This is a genomic window from Niveispirillum sp. KHB5.9 (assembly GCF_048066115.1).
In the GTDB taxonomy this organism is placed as follows: Bacteria; Pseudomonadota; Alphaproteobacteria; order Azospirillales; family Azospirillaceae; genus Niveispirillum.
The window spans coordinates 142,236-166,110 of record NZ_JBLTYX010000017.1 but is presented as its reverse complement, the minus strand read 5'-3'; the positions used below and the strand labels follow the sequence as shown (position 1 = coordinate 166,110).

The 23,875-nt window shown below is 65.8% G+C and carries 22 protein-coding genes; 19 read left to right on the top strand and 3 right to left on the bottom strand.

Annotation, left to right across the window (positions count from 1 at the left end):
* Positions 1-7: 7 nt before the first annotated feature.
* Positions 8-808, bottom strand: a complete 801-nt coding sequence (locus ACM9HJ_RS23520; protein WP_416574211.1) for a DUF2189 domain-containing protein — start codon at positions 806-808, stop codon at positions 8-10.
* A gap of 448 nt (positions 809-1,256) precedes the next feature.
* Between ACM9HJ_RS23520 and ccoN the strand changes: the two genes are divergently transcribed.
* The 16 genes from ccoN to ACM9HJ_RS23440 all read left to right on the top strand — a co-directional run bounded on the left by ccoN (position 1,257) and on the right by ACM9HJ_RS23440 (position 15,589).
* On the top strand, positions 1,257-2,738 hold the full coding sequence (gene ccoN / locus ACM9HJ_RS23515) for a cytochrome-c oxidase, cbb3-type subunit I (protein WP_416574210.1): 1,482 nt from the start codon (positions 1,257-1,259) through the stop codon (positions 2,736-2,738).
* Positions 2,739-2,752: 14 nt separating this feature from the next.
* Positions 2,753-3,481 (top strand): cytochrome-c oxidase, cbb3-type subunit II, encoded by a 729-nt coding sequence (ccoO, locus tag ACM9HJ_RS23510; RefSeq protein WP_416574209.1) that lies wholly within the window; start codon positions 2,753-2,755, stop codon positions 3,479-3,481.
* Positions 3,482-3,495: 14 nt separating this feature from the next.
* On the top strand, positions 3,496-3,666 hold the full coding sequence (locus ACM9HJ_RS23505) for a cbb3-type cytochrome oxidase subunit 3 (RefSeq protein WP_416574208.1): 171 nt from the start codon (positions 3,496-3,498) through the stop codon (positions 3,664-3,666).
* 4 nt (positions 3,667-3,670) lie between these two features.
* Positions 3,671-4,540 carry a cytochrome-c oxidase, cbb3-type subunit III gene (gene ccoP / locus ACM9HJ_RS23500; RefSeq protein WP_416574207.1) on the top strand — a complete coding sequence of 290 codons (870 nt, stop codon included), beginning with the start codon at positions 3,671-3,673 and terminating at the stop codon, positions 4,538-4,540.
* Positions 4,541-4,659: 119 nt separating this feature from the next.
* On the top strand, positions 4,660-4,896 hold the full coding sequence (locus tag ACM9HJ_RS23495; protein WP_416574206.1) for a hypothetical protein: 237 nt from the start codon (positions 4,660-4,662) through the stop codon (positions 4,894-4,896).
* Positions 4,893-5,219, top strand: coding sequence for a type II toxin-antitoxin system RelE/ParE family toxin (locus tag ACM9HJ_RS23490; protein ID WP_416574205.1), 327 nt, complete (start codon positions 4,893-4,895; stop codon positions 5,217-5,219). Before ACM9HJ_RS23495 ends, ACM9HJ_RS23490 begins: the two co-directional genes overlap by 4 nt.
* 167 nt (positions 5,220-5,386) lie before the next feature.
* On the top strand, positions 5,387-6,922 hold the full coding sequence (gene ccoG / locus ACM9HJ_RS23485; RefSeq protein WP_416574204.1) for a cytochrome c oxidase accessory protein CcoG: 1,536 nt from the start codon (positions 5,387-5,389) through the stop codon (positions 6,920-6,922).
* A 3-nt stretch (positions 6,923-6,925) separates the two neighbouring features.
* Entirely contained in the window at positions 6,926-7,405 is a 480-nt protein-coding gene (locus ACM9HJ_RS23480; protein WP_416574203.1) for a FixH family protein, read from the top strand.
* Complete coding sequence (locus ACM9HJ_RS23475) at positions 7,402-9,792, top strand: heavy metal translocating P-type ATPase (protein ID WP_416574202.1); 2,391 nt, start codon at positions 7,402-7,404, stop codon at positions 9,790-9,792. The genes ACM9HJ_RS23480 and ACM9HJ_RS23475 overlap by 4 nt, the downstream gene beginning before the upstream one ends.
* Entirely contained in the window at positions 9,789-9,974 is a 186-nt protein-coding gene (gene ccoS / locus ACM9HJ_RS23470; RefSeq protein WP_416574201.1) for a cbb3-type cytochrome oxidase assembly protein CcoS, read from the top strand. The genes ACM9HJ_RS23475 and ccoS overlap by 4 nt, the downstream gene beginning before the upstream one ends.
* Positions 9,967-10,146: a hypothetical protein gene (locus ACM9HJ_RS23465; RefSeq protein ID WP_416574200.1), complete on the top strand. Its 180-nt coding sequence runs from the start codon at positions 9,967-9,969 to the stop codon at positions 10,144-10,146. The genes ccoS and ACM9HJ_RS23465 overlap by 8 nt, the downstream gene beginning before the upstream one ends.
* Before the next feature lie 172 nt (positions 10,147-10,318).
* Positions 10,319-10,957 carry a helix-turn-helix domain-containing protein gene (locus ACM9HJ_RS23460; protein WP_416574199.1) on the top strand — a complete coding sequence of 213 codons (639 nt, stop codon included), beginning with the start codon at positions 10,319-10,321 and terminating at the stop codon, positions 10,955-10,957.
* A 281-nt stretch (positions 10,958-11,238) separates the two neighbouring features.
* Complete coding sequence (locus ACM9HJ_RS23455) at positions 11,239-12,063, top strand: ParB/RepB/Spo0J family partition protein (protein ID WP_416574198.1); 825 nt, start codon at positions 11,239-11,241, stop codon at positions 12,061-12,063.
* A 136-nt stretch (positions 12,064-12,199) separates the two neighbouring features.
* Entirely contained in the window at positions 12,200-12,709 is a 510-nt protein-coding gene (locus tag ACM9HJ_RS23450) for a GAF domain-containing protein (RefSeq protein WP_416574197.1), read from the top strand.
* 229 nt (positions 12,710-12,938) lie between these two features.
* On the top strand, positions 12,939-14,651 hold the full coding sequence (locus ACM9HJ_RS23445; protein WP_416574196.1) for an MFS transporter: 1,713 nt from the start codon (positions 12,939-12,941) through the stop codon (positions 14,649-14,651).
* 272 nt (positions 14,652-14,923) lie between these two features.
* Positions 14,924-15,589, top strand: a complete 666-nt coding sequence (locus ACM9HJ_RS23440) for a response regulator (protein WP_416574195.1) — start codon at positions 14,924-14,926, stop codon at positions 15,587-15,589.
* Between the two features lie 232 nt (positions 15,590-15,821).
* Here ACM9HJ_RS23440 and ACM9HJ_RS23435 read toward each other — a convergent pair whose 3' ends face one another.
* Both ACM9HJ_RS23435 and ACM9HJ_RS23430 read right to left on the bottom strand, forming a co-directional pair.
* Positions 15,822-17,423: an alkaline phosphatase D family protein gene (locus ACM9HJ_RS23435; protein ID WP_416574194.1), complete on the bottom strand. Its 1,602-nt coding sequence runs from the start codon at positions 17,421-17,423 to the stop codon at positions 15,822-15,824.
* A 391-nt stretch (positions 17,424-17,814) separates the two neighbouring features.
* Positions 17,815-19,860 carry a PhoX family protein gene (locus ACM9HJ_RS23430; RefSeq protein ID WP_416574193.1) on the bottom strand — a complete coding sequence of 682 codons (2,046 nt, stop codon included), beginning with the start codon at positions 19,858-19,860 and terminating at the stop codon, positions 17,815-17,817.
* 276 nt (positions 19,861-20,136) lie between these two features.
* Here ACM9HJ_RS23430 and ACM9HJ_RS23425 point away from each other — a divergent pair, with 276 nt between their 5' ends.
* From ACM9HJ_RS23425 to ACM9HJ_RS23415, 3 genes are read left to right on the top strand one after another with little or no spacing between them, the layout of a single operon-like run.
* Entirely contained in the window at positions 20,137-21,144 is a 1,008-nt protein-coding gene (locus tag ACM9HJ_RS23425; protein ID WP_416574192.1) for a BMP family lipoprotein, read from the top strand.
* 36 nt (positions 21,145-21,180) lie between these two features.
* Entirely contained in the window at positions 21,181-22,752 is a 1,572-nt protein-coding gene (locus ACM9HJ_RS23420) for an ABC transporter ATP-binding protein (RefSeq protein ID WP_416574191.1), read from the top strand.
* Positions 22,749-23,873 carry an ABC transporter permease gene (locus ACM9HJ_RS23415; protein WP_416574190.1) on the top strand — a complete coding sequence of 375 codons (1,125 nt, stop codon included), beginning with the start codon at positions 22,749-22,751 and terminating at the stop codon, positions 23,871-23,873. Before ACM9HJ_RS23420 ends, ACM9HJ_RS23415 begins: the two co-directional genes overlap by 4 nt.
* Positions 23,874-23,875 lie beyond the last annotated feature (2 nt).

Here is a 23,875-nt window from a genome sequence, read left to right as displayed (position 1 = left end):
GATGACGTTACCCCTCCACCACCAGTTCCTTATACGCGTGCCAGCTGGCATGGCCGATCAGCGGCAGGGTGATGATCAGGCCCACGAACATCGTGGCGATGCCCAGGCCGGTCAGGAAGACGATGATGAAGGCCCAGAGCGCCATGGCCGGGGCGTTGACGCGCACGGCCATGATGCTGGTGGCCATGGCGGTGAAGGCGTTGGTCTGGCGGTCCATCAGCATGGGGATGGACACGACGGAGACGGCAAACGCCACGCCGGCGAATCCGGCGCCGATGATGGTGCCGGCGATCAGAAAGGGCAGGCTGGCGCCGCTATGCAGGATTGTGGCGGTGAACCCGTCCAGGGTCGGCGCCATGTCGGCGAAGAACAAAGCATACATCAAGGTCGCCACCCGCACCCAGAACAGGTGCAGCATCAGCAGCAGAACGCCCAGGAACCCCACCTGCAGCGGGTTCTCCCGCCAGGCATGCAGGGCCCGGCGCAGGTCGGGCGTGCGACCCTGGCCCAGGTCGCGGCTGGTGGCGTAAAGGCCGACGGCGATCAGGGGCGCGACCAGGGTGAAACCCGACGTCAGGGGCAGCAGCAGCATGATATGCCCGGACCCCACCACCAGCAGGGCCAGCGCCAGGCTGAAGCCCGCGATCAGCGCGCCATAGGCCAGGCTGACCCGCCAGGCGGACAGCATGTCGGCCATGCCCAGTTGCAGCCAGTGCCAGGGCCGGTCCACGGGCACTGGTCTTATATACGGGACCGCCCCGCTGAACACGGGCACGGGACCTGTTTCGCCGCCTTGTTCGGCCATCATCATTTTCCTCCCTGAACCATTGCCTGGCCGCCTTATTTCCCGGCCTTTTCAAGGGAGTATGACAGGTTTTCGGTCCCCGTGAAGGGGTGTGTCCCCTTGCCTTTTGGCCCAGCCCGCCTTGCCTGTGAAAGCTTTGGGCACCCACGATATCGCCCTCACTACCGTCACCCCGGCGAAGGCCGGGGCCCAAGTGACAAGCGCTTCGCTCTACGACCTGGGCCCCGGCCTTCGCCGGGGTGACGGTAGTGAGAGGGAACAATCCTCTCAGCCCAAGCTCTCGCGGGGGCCAAGTCAGTCCTTATGGCCCACATACCGGCGTCCAACCCCCCGGCCGCTTGATGCATGTCAATGCGCGTTCCCCGGATCGGGCCCATGAAGGCACGGTCGGGGATCGGGCACGGGTCCGGTCCCCTTAGAGGATTTGTTCCGCCGATACCGGGGGTTAGTCATGGGTGTAGCAATCGCCGACGGGGCGTATGGGGGAACGGCAAGGGCCGTGCCCGTCGAGGCGTATCACGAGGATGTCATCCGCGCCTTCGTGGTCGCCGCCATGTTCTGGGGCATCGCGGCCTTCGCCGCGGGTGTCTATATCGCTTTCCAGCTGGCCTTTCCCGACCTTAACCTGGGTCTGGAATGGACCAGCTTCGGTCGGCTGCGGCCGCTGCACACATCGGCCGCCATCTTCGCCTTCGGCGGCAACGCGCTGATCGGCTCCTCGCTGTACGTGGTCCAGCGCACCTGCCGCGCGCCCCTGTTCGGCGGGCGCGAATGGGGCTGGTTCGTGTTCTTCGGCTACAATCTGTTCATCGTGATGGCCGCCACCGGCTATCTGCTGGGCATCACCCAGGGCAAGGAATATGCCGAGCCGGAATGGTATGTCGATCTGTGGCTGACCATCGTCTGGGTGGTCTATCTGGTCGTCTTCGGCGGCACGATCATCAAGCGCCGCGAGCCGCATATCTATGTGGCCAACTGGTTCTATCTGGCCTTCATCCTGACCATCGCGCTGCTGCACATCGTCAACAACACGGCCGTGCCGGTCAGCCTGACGGGCACCAAGTCCTATGTGGCCTGGGCCGGCGTGCAGGACGCGATGATCCAGTGGTGGTACGGGCACAATGCCGTCGGCTTCTTCCTGACGGCCGGCTTCCTGGGCATGATGTATTATTTCATCCCCAAGGCGGCGGGGCGCCCGGTCTATAGCTACCGCCTGTCGATCATCCATTTCTGGGCGCTGATCTTCCTCTATATCTGGGCCGGCCCGCACCACCTGCATTATACGGCGCTGCCCGACTGGACGCAGACGCTGGGCATGGTGTTCTCGGTCATCCTATGGATGCCCAGCTGGGGCGGCATGATCAACGGCATCATGACCCTGTCGGGCGCCTGGGACAAACTGCGCACCGATCCCAGCCTGCGCTTCTCCGTCACTGCCGTCGGCTTCTATGGGATGAGCACGTTCGAGGGCCCGGTGATGTCGGTGAAGGCGGTCAACGGCCTGTCGCACTATACCGACTGGACCATCGGCCATGTGCATTCCGGGGCCTTGGGCTGGGTCGCCTTCATCTGCTTCGGCATGATCTATTACCTGGTGCCGGTGCTGTGGAAGAAGCAGCGCCTCTATTCAACCAGGCTGGCGGAATGGCACTTCTGGACGGCGACGCTGGGCATCGTCTTCTACATCACCGCCATGTGGGTCAGCGGCATCATGCAGGGCCTGATGTGGCGCGCCTATGACGAGTACGGGTTCCTCCAGTACTCGTTCGTGGAGACGGTGCAGGCCATGCATCCCTACTACGTGATCCGTGGCATCGGCGGCCTGCTGTTCCTGGCCGGCGCCATCCTGATGGTCATCAACCTGATCCGCACCGTGCGCAGCGCCCCGGCCCTGGAGCCGGTGGTCGATGGCGCGGCCGTGGCGGCCGAATAAGGAGGGCCGTCCCCATGAAATTCTCCCACGCGATCATCGAAAAGAACGTGCTGCTGATGGCGGTGCTGACGCTGATCACGGTGTCCATCGGCGGGCTGGTGCAGATCGTGCCGCTGTTCACGGTGGAAACCACGATCGAGCGGGTGGACGGCATGCGTCCCTACAGCCCGCTGGAGCTGGCCGGTCGCAACATCTATGTCCGCGAAGGCTGCTACACCTGCCACAGCCAGCAGATCCGCACCTTCAAGGATGAGGTCGAGCGCTACGGCCATTACTCCCTGGCGGCGGAAAGCATGTTCGACCACCCGTTCCAGTGGGGGTCCAAGCGCACGGGTCCCGATCTGGCCCGTGTCGGCGGCAAATATTCCAACGACTGGCATGTGGCGCATCTGAACAATCCGCGCGCCCTGGTGCCGGAATCCATCATGCCCACCTACGCCTTCCTGAACCGGCCGTTGCAGTTCGACGATGCGGCCGAGCATCTGAAGACCAACCGCATCGTCGGCGTGCCCTACACGGACGAGATGGTGGCCGAGGCGCTGAAGGACCTGAAGATCCAGGCGGGGGCTTTGCCCGACGAGGACAATGCCGCCTTCCTGGCCCGCTATCCCAAGGCGCATCTGGGCGATTTCGACGGCAAGCCGGAGCAGGTGACGGAGATGGACGCGCTGGTCGCCTACCTCCAGATGCTGGGCACGCTGGTCGATTTCACCAAGATCAATCCCGAAGACCTGAAGCAGTGAGGAGGATTTGAGCCATGCATGAAGTTCTCCCGCTGCTGAAACAGCTCTGGCTGGTCTGGTTCCTGGTGCTGTTCGTGGGGATCGTCATCTGGGCCTTCCGCCCCGGCGCCAGGCGCCGGTTCGAGGCCGACGCCATGATCCCGCTGAACGACGATGCCGGGCCTGCCGCCCGAAACAACAGGTGATCCCATGCCGACCAAGATCGAAAAGGACGCCGCCACGGGCACGGACACGACGGGCCATGAGTGGGACGGCATCAAGGAACTGAACACGCCGCTACCCAAATGGTGGCTCTACACCTTCTATGCCTGCATCGCCTGGGGCCTGGTCTACACCGTACTCTATCCATCCTGGCCCACGCTCAGCAGCCATTTCGGCGGCACGTCGGGCTGGACCCAGCGCGCGGAGGTGGCCGAGGCGCTGGCCAGGCAGAAAGAAGGCCAGGCCGAGCTGCGCGAGAAGATCGTGGCGCTGGATATCGACAGCATCCGCAAGGACCCGGCCTTGATGGGCTATGTCCAGGCGGCGGGCCGCGTGGCCTTCGCCGATAATTGCGCGGGCTGTCATGGCGCGGGCGGTGCCGGTGCCACGGGCTTCCCGGTGCTGGCCGATGATGACTGGATCTGGGGTGGCAAGCCGGACCAGATCCTGCAAACCATCACCTACGGCATCCGCAACAGCAACGAGAACAGCCGTATCTCCGACATGCCGCGCTTCGGCGCCGACGGCATGCTGACCAAGGAACAGATCGGCGACGTGGCCGACTATGTCCTGTCGCTGTCGGGCCAGGGTGGTGGTGCGGCGGCGGTGGAGCGTGGCTCGGTGATCTTCGCCGAGAACTGTGCGGCCTGCCATGGCGAGAAGGGTGAAGGCGTCCAGGACATGGGCGGCCCCCGCCTGTCGGACGGCATCTGGCTCTATGGCGGCGACCGCAAGAATGTGATCGAAACCATCACCTACGCCCGCCGCGGCAACATGCCGGCCTGGATCGAACGCCTGGACCCGGCGACGGTGAAGGTGCTGGCCACATATGTTCACGCCCTGGGTGGCGGGCAGTAACCCTCCCTGTCCTTCGAAGTGCCCCCACCTTGAAACTTCCACCCGTCCGGCGCGATCCGGGCGGGTGTTTTGTTGGGGGGTGGCTTCAAAAGTCGCGGCCGGCAGTGTAGGATGGGACTATGGCGGATACGATCATCCATATGACTGCCGAACGTCTGGCCCATGAGCAACTTCCCATCGCCGGTGAGCGGCGGGTGGAGGTGCGGATCATCGACGCCACCGCCGAGGAAGAACGGGCCCTGCTGATCCGTGCGCTGGAAGAAGCGGCGGCCGATCCCGTCCGTCTCAGCGAGGAAGATGTTTTCGGCGGCCTTTATGCCATGTTGGAAGCCAAATATGGCGTCCGTAACGGATGACGAAGGTTCGGTTCGCGCCATCGGCCAATGTCGATCTGATGCGGATCACCGAACATATCGCTGAAGACAATCCGATTGCGGCCCTGGATTTCGTCAATCGCCTGCGTGCGGCCTGTCAGGCCAAAGCCCGATTTCCTGCCATCGGCAAACGCGAACCCGACCTGCCGGCGGACATGTACTGGTTTCCGTTCACCCGCTATGTGATCTATTACAAATTCTCGACGGATCGCGGCAGACTGGACATCCTTCGCGTCATCCACTCTGCCCGGGATCATCATGCGGTTATCCGTGGCACGGTTCCATCCGTGCGGGACGATGATTGAACAGGCTTGTCCCCAATGTCCGCACCCCCTGCGACCTTTCATCCATCCCCCAACCATTCCCCGATCATTTGATTTAGCGCAAAGCGCACCCCGTGGCGGGGGCCTAGGGTACGGTCAGGGTGGCTTGGCTACCGAACTGTTTCAGACTGTTCCCAAGGGGTGCGCCCATGTCCGGGCCGTCGACATTGCTGGAGAAGGCGGCCGCCGCCGATGCGCAGCAGGCTTCGTTCGAGAGGGCGCGAAAGCCGGCCCCGCCGCCGCGTGAGCCTTCGCCGCCGTCGCTCTATGCGAGCCGCGTCAAGGTGCAGCCCAAGTCGGTGAGCGGCAAGTACCGCACCATCAAATGGGCGGTGCTGACCTTCTGCCTGACGCTCTATTACCTGGCGCCCTGGATCCGGTGGGACCGCGGGCCGGACGCGCCGGGCCAGGCGCTGCTGATCGATGTGGTGGCGCCGCGGGCGTATTTCTTCGGGATCGAGATCTGGCCGCAGGAGGTCTATTTCATCACCGGGCTGCTGGTGCTGGGCTCGCTGGCCCTGTTCCTGGTCACGGCCCTGTTCGGCCGGCTCTGGTGCGGTTATGCCTGTCCGCAGACGGTGTGGACCGACCTGTTCATGCTGGTGGAGCGCTGGATCGAGGGTGACCGGGGTGCCCGCATGCGCCTGGACAAGGCGCCGATGAGCCTGGAGAAGGCGGCCAAGCGGGCGGCCAAGCATGTTTCCTGGCTGGTGATCTCGCTGGCCACGGGCGGTGCCTGGGCGCTCTATTTCAATGATGCGCCGAGTTTCGTGGTGGCGTTTTTCACCGGCGACGCCTCCCTGGTCCAGTATTTCTTCGTGGGCTTGTTCACGGCCACCACATATCTCCTGGCCGGCTGGGCGCGCGAGCAGGTCTGCACCTATATGTGCCCCTGGCCGCGCTTCCAGGCGGCCATGCTGGACGACCAGTCCAAGGTCGTCACCTATCAGGGCTGGCGTGGGGAGAAGCGGGGGCCGCACAAGGCCGGCACCGGCTGGGAAGGGCGCGGCGATTGCATTGATTGCGCCCAGTGCGTGGCCGTCTGCCCCACGGGCATCGATATCCGCGACGGCTTGCAGCTGGAATGCATCGGCTGCGGCCTGTGCATCGACAGCTGCAACCAGATCATGGACAAGGTCGGCCGCCCCCGCGACCTGATCACCTTCGATACCGAGGCGCGGCAGCGGGCCAAGGCCGTGGGCCGGCGCGCCGGGTGGAAGATCGTGCGTCCGCGCACCATCATCTATGCCGCATTGCTGGTCATCGTCTCGGCCATCATGGCCATCGCCCTGATGCTGCGCACCACCGTGGAAGTGAATGTGCAGCGTGACCGGGCACCCCTGTTCGTGACACTTTCCGATGGCGGCGTGCGCAACGGCTATACGCTGAAGGTGCTGAACAAGCGCCGCGAGGATGTGGATTTCCTGCTGGCGCTGAAGGGCCTGCCCCAGGGCCAGCTTCTGGTGCAGGATGTGGGCGAGGCGGGCGATGGCCAGTCGGTGATCCTGCATGCCAAGCCCGACAAGGTGGCCACCTTCCGCGTCTTCGTGACGGCCCCACCCGACAGGAAGCGCGACGAGCGGGTAGAGATCGAGTTCGTGCTGACCAACCCGGTGCGCGGGGAGGGCGACGCCTATGACGCTGTGTTCGTCGGTCCCCATATCGCCGGCCGTGAGAGGGATTGAGCCATGACCATGATCGCCGAACAACCGCGCAAGAGCGCCTGGATCCCCTGGGTGTTCGTGGGCTGCATGCTGGTCGTCATCGCCGTCAATGCCGTGATGGTGACCTATGCCCTGAAATCCTTCTCCGGCCTGGCGGTGGACAAGCCCTATGAGCGGGGTGTGAACTATAATGCCGTGCTGGCCGCCCAGAAGGGCCAGGACGCGCTGGGCTGGCGGGTGTCGGTGAATGTCGAGGGGGGACAGGTGGTGCTGCGCCTACAGGACCGCGACGGCCAGCCGCTGAACGGTGCCGGCATCACGGGCAGGCTGGAACGCCCGGTCAGCAACGAGGCGGCACTGCCGCTTTCCTTCACCAATATGGGCGGGGGGCGCTATGTGGCGCAGATGCACGCCACCCATCCCGGGCAATGGGATGTGAAGGCCGCCATCCGCCGGGGGGAGGACCATTACCTGCTGGTCCACCGGGTGATGGTGGCGAAATGAGCCAGGTGATCGCCTTCACGCCCGCCACGCCGGAGGGCTGCGTCCATTGCGGCCAGCCCGTGGCGGGCGGGGAGCGCTTCTGCTGCACCGGCTGCGCCGGGGCCTATGCCTTGATCCATGATCTGGGGCTGGATGCCTATTACGCCCGCCGCGATGCCAATGCCCCGGTGCCGGCGGGGGAGGAGGCGGTGCCGCTGGACCTGTCGTCCGCCATCGAGACGGGGGCCGACGGGGCGCATTGCCTGCGGCTGGTCGTGGATGGGGTGACCTGCGGGGCCTGCGTCTGGCTGATCGAGAGCGCCTTGCGGCGCGAGGCGGGCGTGACGGCGGCGCGGGTGAACCTGACGACACGGCGCCTTTCGGTGACCTGGACGGGCGAAGCGGGGATGGCCGAACGGCTGGCCGGCATCGTCCGCCGTCTGGGCTATCGCCCCGCCGTGGCCGGGACCGAACAGGCCGACGATCCGCAGAAGAAATCCGAGCGCGAGCTGGTGCGCGCCATGGCGGTAGCCGGGTTCGGCATGATGAACATCATGCTGCTCTCCGTCTCCGTCTGGTCCGGCCATGCCGGCAGCATGGGGGAGGCGACACGCACCCTGATGCATTGGCTGTCGGCGCTGATCGCCGTGCCCATCGTCGCCTATTGCGCCCGGCCCTTCTTCCGGTCCGCCATCACGGCGCTGCGGGCCGGGCGGACCAACATGGATGTGCCGATCTCCCTGGGCGTGACGCTGGCGACGACCGTCAGCCTGTGGGAAACGGCGCGGCACGGGCCACACGCCTATTTCGACGGCGCGGTCATGCTGCTGTTCTTCCTGCTGATCGGGCGGTTCCTGGATGCCCGCGCGCGCGGCCGCGCCCGGTCGGCGGCGGAGCATCTGCTGGCCCTGGGCCGTGCACCGGTGATGATGCTGAACGAGGCCGGGATGGCCGTGCCCATGGCCCCGGCGCAGGTGCCGGTGGGGGCCACGGTGCTGGTGGCGGCGGGGGAACGGATCGGCGTGGATGGTGCCGTGGCCGATGGCGTGTCGGATATCGACACCTCCGTCGTGACCGGCGAAAGCCATCCGCAGCCGGCGCGGCCCGGCGACAAGCTGTTTGCCGGCATGGTCAATCTGACCGCACCCTTGCGCCTGAGGGTGACGGCGCGCGGCGAGGGCACCTTGCTGGCGGAGATCGTGCGCCTGATGGAGGCGGCCGAACAGGGCCGCGCCCGGTTCGTGGCCCTGGCCGACCGGGTGGCGCGGTCCTATACGCCGGTGGTGCATACCGCCGCCCTGGGCACTTTCCTGGTCTGGGTGCTGTGGGTGGGCATCGCCTGGCAGCAGGCCCTGTTCATCGCGGTTGCCGTGCTGATCATCACCTGCCCCTGCGCGCTGGCCTTGGCCGTGCCGGCGGTGCAGGTGGTGGCGACGGGAAGATTGTTGCGTAGCGGCATATTGCTGAAATCCGCCACGGCGCTGGAGCGGCTGGCCAAGGTCGATACGATCGTGTTCGACAAGACCGGTACCCTGACCCTGGGCCGGCCCGACCTGCTGCCCGATGCGACCCTTGATCCGGCCGATCTGGAACTGGCCGCGACGCTGGCCCGGTCCAGCCGCCACCCCCTGTCGCGCGCCATCGCGCGGGCCGCGGGGCCGGGTCCAGTGGTGGAAGGCGTGCGGGAGGTGCCGGGGGCGGGCCTGGAATGGCAGGGGTCGGACGGCGTGGTCCGTCTGGGAAGGCGTGGCTTCGTCGGGCCGGTCAGCCTGCCCGGTGGCCTGATCGAGGGTCCGGAATTGTGGCTGGCCCGGCCGGGGCGGCAGCCGCGGCGCTTCACCTTCGCCGACGCGCCCCGCGCCGATGCGGCGGACGTGGTGGCGGGCCTGCGCGACAAGGGCTATCGCCTGGCGCTGATTTCCGGCGACCGGGAACCGGTGGTGGCCGCCATGGCGCGGCGCCTGGGCATCGCGGATTGGCGGGCCGGCGTGGATCCGGCCGGCAAGGCCGCAGCATTGGCCGCCATGAAGGCCGAGGGCCATTGCGTGCTGATGGTCGGCGACGGGTTGAACGATGCGGCGGCGCTGTCGGCGGCGGATGTCTCCGCGTCGCCCGGCAGTGCCGTGGATGTGGCGCAGACGGCGGCGGATGCCGTGTTCCAGGGTGAAAGGCTGGCGCCGCTGGCCGAATTACTGGCGGTGTCGGTCAAGGCCGACCGGCTGGTCATCCAGAATCTGGGCTTCTCGCTGTTCTACAATCTCTGCGCGGTCCCCATCGCCATGCTGGGCCATGCCACGCCGCTGATCGCCGCATTGGCCATGTCCAGCTCGTCGCTGGTGGTGCTGGGCAATGCGCTGCGCCTGTCGCGGGGCGGCAAAGGGGGATCGCCCAAAGGGGGGGTACGATGACCAGCCTGCTGTTCCTTATTCCCATCGCGCTGGGCATGGGCCTGATCGGCCTTCTGGCCTTTCTCTGGTCGGTGCGCAGCGGACAGTTCGAAGACCTGGACGGGGCGGGTGCCCGCGTCCTGTTCGATGACGGGCGGCCGCTGCCGCCGCCCACCAATCCTGAGGAGAAGAAGCATGAGTAACGTTGTTCTGCGCCTGCTGGGCGTTCTGATGGGCTTCCTGGGCCTGTTCCTGGCGGCGGGCGCCAAGGATCAGGGCATGTTCCTGGGCGGCATGTTGTTCTGCCTGTTCGGTGTGGCGCTGAATTTCTGGTTGATCGCCCAGGATTACCCGCACCACCCGAAAGGTGCCTGAAGGCAAGGACGGGGATGGCGGATGCCGCTATTCCCGTCTTCCTGAACATTGATTCAGCAGCTTTTTCATTTTTTATTTACCTTGCCCATTTCCCGCTTCATGCGAACTCTGGAATCAGTGTAAAGAAACAATAGCAATCAGCGACGGCATGTTGGGGCACATGGACGGGCAGGTGGTTGGGGGCGATCGGGTCTGTTGGCCGGACATGCTGCGCATGGTGCGCGGCACGCGCTTCTGGACGCTTGCCCAGATGGCGGCGCAGCTGAAGGTCTCGCCCACCGCCCTGCGCAGCTGGGAGACCGGCGCCGACCTGCCCGACCCCGCGGTGCAGCGCCTGGTGCGCGATCTGCTGGGGCAGCCGGTGGGTGATGCGCAGCTGGCCTCCCTGGTCCGCGACAGCAAGGCATCCCGCTATCTTTTCCGCACCGACCGCGATCCGCAGGTGGGCAGGCCCAGCCGTATTCTGGAACTCAGCAACGCGCTGATCGCCGAACAGCCGCTGGGGCGGGACGTTTTCTTCACGCCGCGCACCTATCAGCAGGTGGAACTGACGGCGGAAGCCGACGCCATGCTGAACAGCCAGGGCAGTTTCTTCGGCGGCGAGATGGTGATGGCCACCATGCGCCTGATCTGGCTGCAATATGTACAGGGCGGCATGACGGTGCGCCATGCGCTGACCCGCTGGGTGCCGATGCGCCTGCCCGACGGCACGCCGGTCTGCCTCTATGAGCGACGCACGGTGACGCCGTCGGCCTATCTGTCGCTGCCGGCCGTGCCCACCTTCACGCCGCTGGACGCCATGGTGGCGTGAGGCTGTTATTGCTTTAAGAACCCGGTTCCGCTGGGTGCTTTCGTTCCAGCCTTCTTTACCGTCATTCCCGCGAACGCGGGAATCCAGCGTGAGGCGCGATCAGCGCCGGTATAGCTTATATCGCGGCAGACGCCGCTCTTGCTGGATCCCCGCGTTCGCGAGGATGACTGTGGAGAGCGCCAGTGCCCGGATCGGTCCGGAATTTTGCATGCGCCCCTTCGTTGACGGCGGGGGCCGATTGATCTAAGGGCATCGCAGCGATTCTGCCGTGGTGTCTGCCCATGCTGCCGACCTCCCCCCTTCCCGCCGATCCGGATGATGCCGAATTCCAGGCCCCCCAGGTCCTGACCCTGGAACTGGACCGGCTGCGCCCGCGCCCGGACCAGCCGCGCCGGTATTTCGACCTGGATGCGCTGGACGAGCTGGCGGCCAGCATGGCGCGGGTGGGGGTGCTGCATCCGCTGCTGGTGCGCCCGGCCGGGGATGGGGACGATATTTTCGAGATCGTGTCGGGGGAGCGGCGCTGGCGGGCGGCCCGCCGGCTGGGCTGGGACTGGCTGCCGGCCCTGGTGACGCGCGGCGACGTGGACGAGATCGCGCTGATCGAGAACCTGCAACGCCAGGATCTGAACGCGCTGGAGGAGGCGGCCGCCCTGCAGCGCCTGATGGACAAGCATCATTACACCCAGGATGCGCTGGGCCGGGCCATCGGCCGCACCCAGGGCCAGATCAGTTCCACCCTGCGGCTGCTGACCCTGCATCCCGACATTCTGCAGGGCTTCCCGCAGCATGAGCGGCTGGTGTCGCGGTCCATGCTGGTGGAACTGGCCACCATCGATGAACCGGAGCGCCAGTTGGCCCTGTGGGAGCGCGCCTGCCAGGGGTCGCTGACCGTGCGGGCGATTCGCGCCGAAAAGGCGGGCGATGCGCCCGCCAATCCGGCCACGGCCGGGCTGTCCAACGACAAGGTGACGGTGGCCCTGCGCCATGTCGATCGCACCGTCACGGCGCTGGAGCAGTTGCAGGTGGGGCCGTCCGGCCTGACCGATGGCCAGCGTGCGCATCTGTCGGCCCTTTCCCGCCGGATCACCGCCTTGATGGGGTGAAACCCGGCCTGGACCAAGGTCCACCCGATGCGGTCCCGCATAATGTTGCATTGCGATACCGGGTTGCGGTCTCCCCCGCGGCGATGAATACTCAATCACGCAGCCGGAGGGCTGTGGGGATGGGACGGGGGCGTGCATGCGGCATGTGCGGACGGCCCTGGCGGCGTTTCGCGGACGGGCGGAGGATTTGCCGCCGGTCTTCGATGCGGCCTGCCGGGACATCGTGGAGGATCTGGGCGTCAGCAGCGGCAGCGTCTGGTTCTTCGATGATGACGCAACCGCCATCGAATGCGCCGCCCTTTACGATGGGCGCGATGCCCGCCTGCTGCGCGGGACAAGGCTGCGGGAGGCGGATTCGGGCGCCTATTTCCAGGCATTGCGCCGCGACAGCCGGGTGATGGCCGATGACGCGGCTGCCCATCCCGCCACATCCTGCCTTGCCAATTATCTGCTTTATCGCGACGTGCGCTCGCTGCTGGACCATGTGGTCTGCACCGACGGGCGGGCGGTGGCCGTGTTGTGCTGCGAACAGGGCGGGCGGGCGCGCACATGGTCGGAAGAGGATGCGGCCTATCTGGAGCAGATGGCCATCCTGCTGGGCGTGGCTTTCGACCTGCACCGCGATATGCGAAAGCGCACGTCATAACAATTATTAACAACCGATTATATTGCGGCGCACAAATTTCATAATGGTTTCAAGCCTCTGGACCAAGGTCGCAGCGACCAAGGTCGGGGCTGCGTTAACCTTCCGCCTGTCCCATCGTGCAAGCCTCAAGACCGACCCGGACGCCTAAGAAAGGCCGCCCGGCGGGGTGGCGCATAACAACGCCAGGGCCGGTTCCGTCTGACGCGACGTGCGAATAAAGGGAGGGCACATGGCTAATGTGGCAGTGGGCGGGGCGACCCCGGCCCCGATGACCAAGGAAGAGCGTAAGGTTATCTTCGCCTCTTCGCTTGGCACCGTGTTCGAATGGTACGACTTCTACCTGTACGGCTCGCTCGCGGCCGTCATCGCCAAGCAGTTCTTCTCCGGCGTGAACCCCACCGCCGGGCTGATCTTCGCCCTGCTGGCCTTTGCCGCCGGTTTCTTCGTGCGCCCGTTCGGTGCGCTGGTCTTCGGCCGTCTGGGCGACATGATCGGCCGCAAATACACCTTCCTGGTCACCATCCTGATCATGGGCGCGTCGACCTTCATCGTCGGTGTCCTGCCCAACTATGCCTCCATCGGCATCGCCGCCCCGATCATCCTGATCATCCTGCGCCTGCTGCAGGGCCTGGCGCTGGGCGGTGAATATGGCGGTGCGGCGACATATGTGGCCGAGCACGCGCCCCATGGCCGTCGCGGCAACTACACGGCCTGGATCCAGACCACGGCGACGCTGGGCCTGTTCATGTCGCTGCTGGTCATCCTGGCCTGCCGCTCCAACATGTCGGTCGAGGATTTCGAGACCTGGGGCTGGCGCATTCCGTTCCTGATCTCGATCCTGCTGCTGGGCATCTCGGTCTGGATCCGCCTGATGCTGAATGAAAGCCCGGCTTTCGTGAAGATGAAGGCGGAGGGCAAGCATTCCAAGGCGCCGCTGACCGAGGCCTTCGGCCAGTGGAAGAATCTGAAGGTGGTCATTCTGGCGCTGCTGGGCCTGGTCGCCGGTCAGGCCGTGGTCTGGTACACGGGCCAGTTCTACGCCCTGTTCTTCCTGACCTCGATCCTGAAGGTCGATGCCTTCACGGCCAACATCCTGATCGCCATCGCGCTGGCCATCGGCACGCCGTTCTTCATCTTCTTCGGCTCGCTCTCCGACAAGATCGGCCGCAAGCCGATCATCATGGCGGGTCTGGCGCTGGCCATCGTCACCTACTTCCCGCTGTTCAAGGGCATCACCCACTTCGCCAACCCGGCCCTGGAAACGGCCGTCGCCACCTCCCCGGTGGTGGTGATCGCCGACCCGAACGAATGCTCGTTCCAGTTCAACCCGACGGCGACGGCGAAGTTCACGTCGAGCTGCGACATCGCCAAGTCGGCCCTGGTGGCCAAGGGCGTGCCCTACAGCAACGAGGCGGCCCCCGCCGGCACCATCGCCCAGATCAAGGTCGGCGACACCGTCATCGACAGCTATGATGGCAGCGGTATCGCCACCAAGACCGAGGTGAACCTGGGCCATACCCCGTCGGCCGCCCCGGTCGACACCAAAGCCGCCGGCGCCGCCTTCACCAAGTCGGTGGGCGATGCGCTGGTCGCCGCCGGCTTCCCGGCCAAGGCCGACAATGCGGCCATGAACAAGCCCATGGTCGTGCTGCTGCTGACCATCCTGGTCATCTATGTGACCATGGTGTACGGCCCGATCGCCGCCATGCTGGTGGAAATGTTCCCCACCCGCATCCGCTACACCTCGATGTCGCTGCCCTACCATATCGGCAATGGCTGGTTCGGCGGGTTCCTGCCGACCACCAGCCTGGCCATCGTGGCGGCCACCGGCGACATCTATTCCGGTCTCTGGTACCCGATCATCATCGCGGCCGGCACGCTGGTCATCGGCCTGCTGTTCGTGAAGGAAACCAAGGACGTGGATATCTACGCCGACGATTGATCCTTGTTCCCGGTGGTCGCCAAGGCGATCACCGGGCCTGGAGGTGCCGCGGGGCCAAATCCCGACAAATCATACTTATCGGGATCGGGTACAGGCACCAGTTCTGTCGATTTCCCCCTAAACAACTTGGCGGGTGGTGCAAAACCACCCGCCATATTCTTTTTGGGCAAATGCGTGCTTGCGTCCGTGTCCGGATGCGCATTCAATCCTTCATAAAGACAGTGGCGAAAAACAGCCACGGCGGTAATGGGATTTCGGGAGGGGCAAAGGGAATGGCGATCCGGGTTCTGGTGGCCGATGATCATCCATTGATGCGTGCCGCCCTGTGCCAGTCGGTGACGGGCAATGTGCCCGACCTGTCCACCGTGGAAGCCTCCTGCTTTTCAGAGGTGGAGGACGCGCTGAAGCGCGAGCCGGGGATAGACACGATCCTGCTGGACCTGCACATGCCGGGGATGAACGGCCTGATCGGCCTGGCATTGCTGCGCAACGAATATCCCTCCATCCCCATCATCGTGGTCTCGGCATCCGAAGACGCGGCCACCATCCACCGCGCCATGGAATATGGGGCCGCCGGCTTCGTGCCGAAATCCGCCCCCATCACCCATATCGGGGAGGCGATCCGCGCCGTGCTGGACGGGGCCGTCTGGTTGCCGCGCGTCGGCACCGGGTCCGGCACCGTGGCGCCGGCGCCCGACGCCGACATGGCCGCCCGCGTGGCAGGATTGACGCCGCAGCAGCTGCGCGTGCTGGCCGGCATCGCCGAGGGCAAGCTGAACAAGCAGATCGCCTATGAGATGGGCGTGGTGGAAACCACGGTGAAGGCCCATGTCACGGTGATCCTGCGCCGCCTGGGCGTCGTCAGCCGCACCCAGGCCGCCATCGTGGCCAGCAAGCTGGCCCTGACGCCGGTGGAGGCGCAGGCGGAGGCGTCTTGATATTTTGTTCCCTCACGCGCCGGGCGCCGCCTCCGGCGGCTTGGCTTGCGCGGGCACGTGCCCGCGGGCGCTCAACGCGCCAACCAACCTGTCAATACAGGTTGGTATAGCGGGTTCAAGGTACCAGCCGTAGGTCAGGTCGAGGCGTCAGCCGAGCCCTGACAGCATTGCTTTCAATCCGTTTCTGTCAGGGCTCGCCTTCGGCTCGACCTAACCTACGGCCGTCCGCCCCTCACCCCTTCTGCACGCCCGGCTTGTTGGGATCGACCGCGAACTTGGCGCGGCTCGACAGCTTGCCGCCCGGCGTGGTCACCTGGTCCAGGACCTTCAGATCCATGGTCAGCTGCTTAGGTGTGACCTCGCAGATGCCATAGCCGCGCTGGTCGTTGATCATCTTGATATGGGGGTTCTCGGCCAGCATGCCCTTGGCCGCCGGCCGTTCCAGCCCGCCATCGCCGCCGGAAGAGATGGAGGTGATGACGAACTCGCTGGCCACGACCTTGCTGGCCGGGTCCTTGTCGTCATAGATGACATTGCCGATGATGTTCTGATGCTCGTCGCCGGTCAGGACCACGGCATTGCGGATATTGTTGCCCTCGATCTGGCGCAGCAGGCGGTTGCGGGCGACGCGGTACGGGTCCCAGGTGTCGAGGTTGCGGATATTGGCCTCGCCCGGCTCCCGGTCGCACGGCATCAGCATCACCTGCTGGGCCAGCAGGTTGAACCGCGCCTTGCCGTTGGCCAGACCGTCGAACAGCCATTTCTCCTGCGCCTCGCCCAGCACGGTGAGCGCCGGGTTGTCGACATCGGGGCAGGCGGGGCGGAAGCCGTCGCGGCAGGGCTGGTCGCTGCGATACTGGCGGGTGTCCAGCACATGCATGTCGATCAGGTCGCCGAAGGCGAACTTCCGGTAAAGCTGCATGCGCGCCCCGTCGGGCAAGGAGGCGCGGCGGAAGGGCAGATGTTCGTAATAGGCCTGGGCGGCCGCCGCCCGGCGCAGGCGGAAGATGTCCGGCGGGGTGGCATCCCAGTTGAAGTCGCTGGCCCAGTTGTCGACGATCTCATGATCGTCCCAGACGGCGATCCAGGGGGCCGCGGCGTGCGCCTTCTGCAGGTCGGTGTCCAGCTTGTACTTGGCGTAGCGGCGGCGATATTCGTCCAGCGACACCGGGTCGGGCAGGTCGGCCCGGCGCGGCGTGGGCACGGTATCGTCCAGATGCCGGCTGAAGAAGAACGGCCGGGACACGCCCTCATAGATGTAGTCGCCGTAATGATAGACGAAATCCACCTCCTCCCGCGACAGATGGTCGAAGGCGGTGTAGAGGCCCTGGTCGTAATTCTGACAACCGGCGATGGCGAAGCGCACCTTCTGCGCCGATGAACCTGCTGCCGGCGCCGTCACGGCGCGGCCTTGCAGGGACCGGTGGTCGCCGCAGCGGAAGCGGTACCAGTAGGGCCGGCCGGGCAGCAGCCCCGCCACCTCCACATGCACGGCATGGCCCAGCTCGGGATGGGCGAGCGCGGTGCCCTTGGCGGCGATCTTGCGGAACTGCCGGTCCTCCGCCACTTCCCAATCCACGGGCACGATGTCGCTGGACATGCCATAGCCGGGGTCCAGCGGCTTGGGCGCCAGACGCGTCCAGATCACGAACCCGTCGGGCCAGGGTTCGCCCGAGGCCACACCCAGCTGGAACGGATAGTCGATGAAATTGACCGCACCGAAGGCCAGGCGCGGGTCCGCCGGGATCGCCAATGCCGTCACCGCCAGGGCGCCGGCCCCGCGCAGCAATTGGCGGCGGGACAAGGCGAGCGTGGACGGCAGCACGGATTTCATCAAGGCGACCCATGAAAAACGCCCCGGCCAGGCCGCCGCCACGGCGGGCCGGTCAGAGGGCGCATGTGCAAAGGGGGACGACCCGGCCGGCCGGTTTCGTCACCTTTGCTTGTGACAGAGGTCGGGGCGGATTTGCAAGTGTCCGATGCGTTGCAGCATGATGACGGAATGGGGCGGTGGCGGGTGGAGCACAGGGGGGATGGGCTGAGGCTACGTGCGTGTCGCTGACGTCGTGGAAGTTGGGCTGTAAGGTTCCAGCAATATCTACCGTCACCCCGGCGAAGGCCGGGGCCCAAGTGACAAGCGCCCTGCTCTACGACATGGGCCCCGGCCTTCGCCGGGGTGACGGTAGAGCGACGGAAATGAAGGTGCCCAAAGTTCGCGGGTACCCTCACGCCCCGATCACACCCCCGCCCTTCTTGGTGATGGCGACCACCGATGGGCGGGCCGGCATGCTGTCCTTGAAGTCGGGCCAGCGGGTGCCGGGGTCGGCGAAGGTACCCTGCTTGTTGCCGGATCTGGTGAACCGGTCCACCGCGTCCGATCCCGGGTGCTGGACGGAGATGAACAGGCTCTGGTCGTCGGGCGTGAAGCTGGGGCCGGTCAGTTCCGCCCCCACCGGCACGCGGAAGAACAGCCGGGCGGTACCGCGCAGCGGTCCGTCGGTTTCCACCGCCCAGATGCCGTCGGACGAGCCCGAGGTCCATTGCCATTTGCTGCCCTGGTCGGTGCCCACCCACAGGCGGCCCATGCTGTCGAAGGCGCAATTGTCGGGGCAGGAGAACCAGCCATTTTCTGTGGTCGCCTTGTTGAAATTGGCACCGGTCCTGGGATCGGCCGGGTTGCCGGCCTTCACCAGGATCTCCCACTTGAACTTCTGTGCAGCGTGGTCGCCGCCGGGCGGGTGCATCTCGATGATATGACCCCAGCTGTTGGCCGGGCGCGGGTTGGCGACATTGGGGCGGGCCTGGGCCGGGTGGATCGGATCGTCGGGCAGCCGGTCGTCATTGTTGGTCAGCATGACATAGACCAGCCCGGTTTTGGGATTGACCTCCACATCTTCCGGCCGGTCCATGCGGGTGGCCCCCAGCAGGGTGGCGGCGATGCGGGCGGAGATGACGACGTCGCCCTGGTCCTTGAAGCCGTTGGCGGCGGTTAGCGGCCCCTGGCCATGGACCAGCGGCAGCCAGCTGACGGTGCCATCGGCATCGAAGCGCGCCACGGACAAGGTGCCCTCGTCCAGCAGCTTCATGTTGGCCTTGCGGTCGGCCGGGTTGAAGGTGCCCTTGGAGATGAAGCGGTACACATGCTCGAACCGCTGATCATCGCCCATATAGACGACGGCGCGGCCATCCCTGTTGAGCGTGACGCCGGCCCCTTCATGCTTGAAGCGGCCCAGGGCGGTCAGCTTGCGCGGCGTGCTGGTCGGATCGTACGGGTCGATCTCCACGATCCAGCCATAGCGATTCGCGGCGTAGATTTCCTTGTTGATATGGAACCGGTCATGGAACCGGCCCCACTGGTACCAGGGGGACGGCACCGTCATGCGGTCATAGTTGCGCTGTTCGGGATGGGACTGGTCGATCGTGCCCATGAAATAGCCGTCGATATTCTCCTCACCCGACAGGACCGTGCCCCAGGGGGTGACGCCGCCGGCGCAATTGTTCAGCATGCCGATGACGGTGCGGCCTTCCGGATCGTCCCTGGTCTTCATCCGCGCATGGCCGGCAGCCGGACCGGTCACGGTCATCTTCGTGTTCAGCGCGTTGATGCGGCGGTTGAACTTGCCGCCCTTCACGTAGGTCCACTTGCCGTCGGCGCCGCGCTTGACCTCCACGATGGTGCCGCTATGGGCCGCCATCTCGATATCCACCATCTCCTTGGTGACGGATTCGGGCGGGTACTTGTCCTGGCCCTCGGGCGCCAGGCCGGGGAACATCATCTCCGCCTGGGTATATTCATGGTTCACCCACAGCAAGCCATGATCGGCGCTCTTGGAGCCCTGGGGCAGCGGGTAGAAGGCGGTGAAGTCGCAATTATAGCCGAACTGCTTCAGCTGGGCCTCGGCTGTCTGCTTCATCGGGTCGAATTCCGGGCTGTCGGCGAACAGGGGATCGCCCCAACGGATCAGCACGTCGGCATCATAGCCGGGGGCCACATGGTGCTTGCCATCCACACCGCGGGCCAGTTCCTCGAACTTGAAGCCGAATCCGGCGCTGCCGGCCGTTTGGGCCTGGGCCTCACCGGTCAGGAAAGGCGCCGAGATGGCCGGCGCGAAGGCGGCGATGGCGCTGGTGCCCAGCATGCCGCGCAGGATGTCGCGCCGCCCCAGCCGCTGCTGCACCACCTCACCAAAGGTGGGCTCGGTTTCCGGAGAAGAGCCCCGGTCCTGGATGGCCTCGAACTCTTCATGGGTCAGGAAACGATTATCGGCCATGGGCGGGGGCTCCAGTGCGAAGAAGGGTATGACTTGTCAGGTTTCATACGCCCCGGATGCTACAGTTATTTGACAGTGGCAAGCGATGTGGCCACGGCGGCGATGTGACACAGGACAGAGATTCCGCATCGCGAAGGAAGCGGATGGGCTTTGTCACCTTGCCGTGCGCCTGCGAACTGGCTAGCTTCACAGGCTGGTATGATTGCTGGGACCCTTTCCCGGTGGTGCCCTGGAACCGGGGTGCCGCCCGCGGGCCCGCTGTTCGGAACGGAGCCGATGAAGTTTACCCGTCGTGCCGCCTGTGCGGCCCTTGCCCTGTTCATGTCCACCGCCGCCACGGCCATTCCGGCGGCGGCGTTCGAACCCGCCATCGTTTTCGACATGGGCGGTCGTTTCGACAAGTCCTTCAACGAGGGCGCCAATAACGGGGCCGAGAAGTTCAAGAAGGATACCGGCGTCAATTTCCGCTGGTTCGAGGTGACGAACGAGGCGCAGCGCGAGCAGTTCCTGCGCCGCCTGGCCAGCCGCAACGCCGACATCATCGTCTCCGTCGGTTTCTCCATGGCGCCCTCGGTGGAGAAGGTGGCCAAGGAGTTCCCGAACGTCCGCTTCACCCTGATCGACGGCAATGTCGACCTGCCCAACGTGCAGTCGATCGAATTTGCCGAGCATGAGGGTTCCTACCTGGTCGGCGTGCTGGCCGCCATGGCCAGCAAGACCGGCACCGTCGGTTTCGTCGGCGGCATGGACATCCCGCTGATCCGCCGCTTCGCCTGCGGGTATGAGCAGGGCGTGAAGGCCACCAATGCCAAGGCCAATGTCGTCGCCAACATGGCTGGCAGCACGCCCGCCGCATGGGCCGATCCCACCCGCGGGTCGGAGCTGGCCAAGAGCCAGTTCGACCGCGGGGCGGACGTGATCTTCGCCGCCGCCGGCCAGACCGGCATGGGCGTTCTGCAGGCGGCATCGGATGCCGGCAAGCTGTCCATCGGCGTGGACAGCAACCAGAACCACCTGTTCCCCGGCAAGGTGCTGACCAGCATGGTCAAGCGCGTGGACGTAGCCGCGTACGAGGCGTTCAAGACCGCGCAGGACGGCACCTGGAAGGCCGGCCATCGCCGCCTGGGCCTGAAGGAGGACGGCGTGGGCTGGGCTTCCGACGAGAATAACAAGGCCCTGATCACGCCCGCCATGCAGGCGGCCGTGGACAAGGCCACGGCGGAGATCAAGGCCGGCACCCGCACCGTCGCCAATTACGACGATGCCAAGGGCTGCAAATACTGATCGCCTCGTTCCGATCTCCGCGTTTGAGCAGGTACCATGTCGGCCGCCCATAACCATGTTTCCCCCGCCTGGGCGGTCGAGCTTGTCGGCATCGACAAGCGATTCGGCCCCGTCCATGCCAATCGCGACGTGACGCTCCGCTTCGCACCCGCCAGCATCCATGGGCTGGTGGGCGAGAACGGGGCCGGCAAGTCGACGCTGATGAGCATCTTGTACGGTTTCTATGAGGCCGATGCCGGCGACATCCTGGTGCGCGGCAAACAGGTTTCCATCCGCACGCCGCAGGACGCGATCAAGCTGGGCATCGGCATGGTCCATCAGCATTTCATGCTGGTGGAGACCTTCACCGTGCTGGAGAACCTGCTGCTGGGCCATGAGGGCGGGCCGGTCCTGGGCCCGGCCATGCAGCGTGCCCGCGCCGAGGTGCGGGCGCTGGAACAGCAGTTCGGCCTGGAAGTGCCGCTGGACGCGCTGGTCTCCGACTTGCCGGTGGGTGTGCAGCAGCGGGTGGAGATCCTGAAGGCGCTGTATCGCGGGGCCGAAGTGCTGATCCTGGACGAGCCGACGGCCGTGCTGTCGCCGCCGGAGGTGGAGCAGTTGTTCCGCATCCTGGAACGGCTGCGCCAGCAGGGCCGCACCGTGCTGCTGATCACCCATAAGCTGAAGGAAATCATGGCCATCACCGACCGCGTGTCGGTGCTGCGCCGGGGCCAGGTGGTGGCGGAGTTCATCACGGCGGAAACCGACCGCCAGGCCCTGGCCGACGCCATGGTCGGCCGCAAGACCTCGCTTTCCGTGGACAAGGCGCCGGCCACGCCGGGCGCGGTGCTGCTGTCGGCGCGGAATGTCAACGTGGTGGACGGGCGCGGCGTCACCACCCTGAAGGATGCCTGCCTGAGCGTGCGGGCGGGAGAGATCGTCGGCATCGCCGGCGTGGCCGGCAACGGCCAGTCGGAATTGTTGGAAGTCCTGTCTGGCATGTCCCGTTTCGAAAGCGGAACGGTCACGCTGAAGGGCGGGGAAATCACCCCTTCCACCAAGTATGATGCAGCCGAGGCCCGCCGCCGTGGCCTGGCCCATGTGCCCGAAGACCGGCTGAAGCTGGCCGTGATCAAGGAATTCCCGGCACATGAGAGCGCCATCCTGGGTTATCACCAGGACAAGAGCCTGTCCAAGGGCTGGCGGCTGGACTGGAAGCGGGTGGTTGCAAAGACCGTTTCGTTGATGGAGCGGTTCGACGTGCGCCCCGGCAACCCCAATCTGCGCACCGCCCTGTTCTCCGGCGGCAACCAGCAGAAGCTGGTGATGGCGCGCGAGATGGAGCGGGAGCCGGATATATTGCTGGTGGGGCAGCCGACCAGGGGCGTGGATATCGGCGCCATCGCCTTCATCCACCGCCAGCTGGTGGGTCTGCGCGACCGGGGCAAGGCCATCCTGCTGGTTTCGGCCGAACTGGACGAGATCCTGGCCCTGTCCGACCGCATCCTGGTGATGTGCGACGGGGAGATCGTGGGTGAGCTGTCAGCGGCCGAGGCCAATGAAAGCCGGATCGGCACGATGATGGCGGGCATCAAGGACGTCCCCGTCACGGAAGGGGTTTCGGCATGAGTGCGGGCGGTTCCGACAATCTTCCCTGGTGGGTGACGGGCCTGCTGCTGCCGGTGATCAATGTCACCCTGGCGCTGCTGGTCTCCGCCCTGGTCATCCTGGCCATCGGCGAGGACCCGGTGGGGGCGCTCGGCACCATGCTGCGGGGTGCCTTGGGTACCGGTGAGGGCATCGGCTATACGCTGTATTACGCGACCAGCCTGATCTTCACGGCACTCGCCGTGGCCATCGCCTTCCATGGCGGGCTGTTCAATATCGGCGGTGAGGGGCAGGCCTATATCGGGGGCCTGGGCGTCGGCCTGGTCTGTCTGGCGCTGCCCGGCTGGCCCTGGTGGGCGGCCTTGCCGCTGTCGGTGCTGGGCGGGGCGGCGTTCGGGGCGCTGTGGGCGGCGATCCCCGGCTGGCTGCAGGCCTATCGCGGCAGCCACATCGTCATCACCACCATCATGTTCAATTTCATCGCGTCCTCGCTGATGGTCTATCTGATGGTCAATGTGCTGATCAAGCCGGGCCAGATGTCGCCGGAAAGCGAGGCGTTCAGCGCCTCGATGTTCCTGCCGATGATGGCCGACATGCTGGCCGCCATCGGTATCGAGATGGACAGCTCGCCGCTGAATTTCTCGCTGTTCCTGGCGCTCTTGGCCTGCCTGGCCGTCTGGGGCTTCATCTGGCACACGCGCTGGGGCTTCGCGCTGCGCGCCACGGGGGCGAACGAGAATGCGGCCCTTTATGCCGGCATCGACCCCAAGAAGATCATCGTCGTCACCATGGCCCTGTCGGGTGCGCTCGCCGGCCTGCTGGGCGTGAACGAGCTGCATGGGGTGCAGCACCGGCTGATGCTGAATTTCCCGGCCGGGCTGGGCTTCACCGGCATCGCGGTCGCCTTGATGGGCCGCAACCATCCGGCCGGCATCATCCCCGCCGCCATCCTGTTCGGCGCGCTGTACCAGGGCGGTACCGAACTGGTCTTCGATTATCCCAACATCAGCCGGGAGCTGGTGGTGGTGATCCAGGGCACGGTGATCCTGTTCGCCGGCGCCCTGGAGCATATGTTTCGCCCGGCGCTGGTGCGCCTGTTCACGCGGCGCGCGCCCGTCGCGGCCAAGCCGGCGGGGGCCTGAGC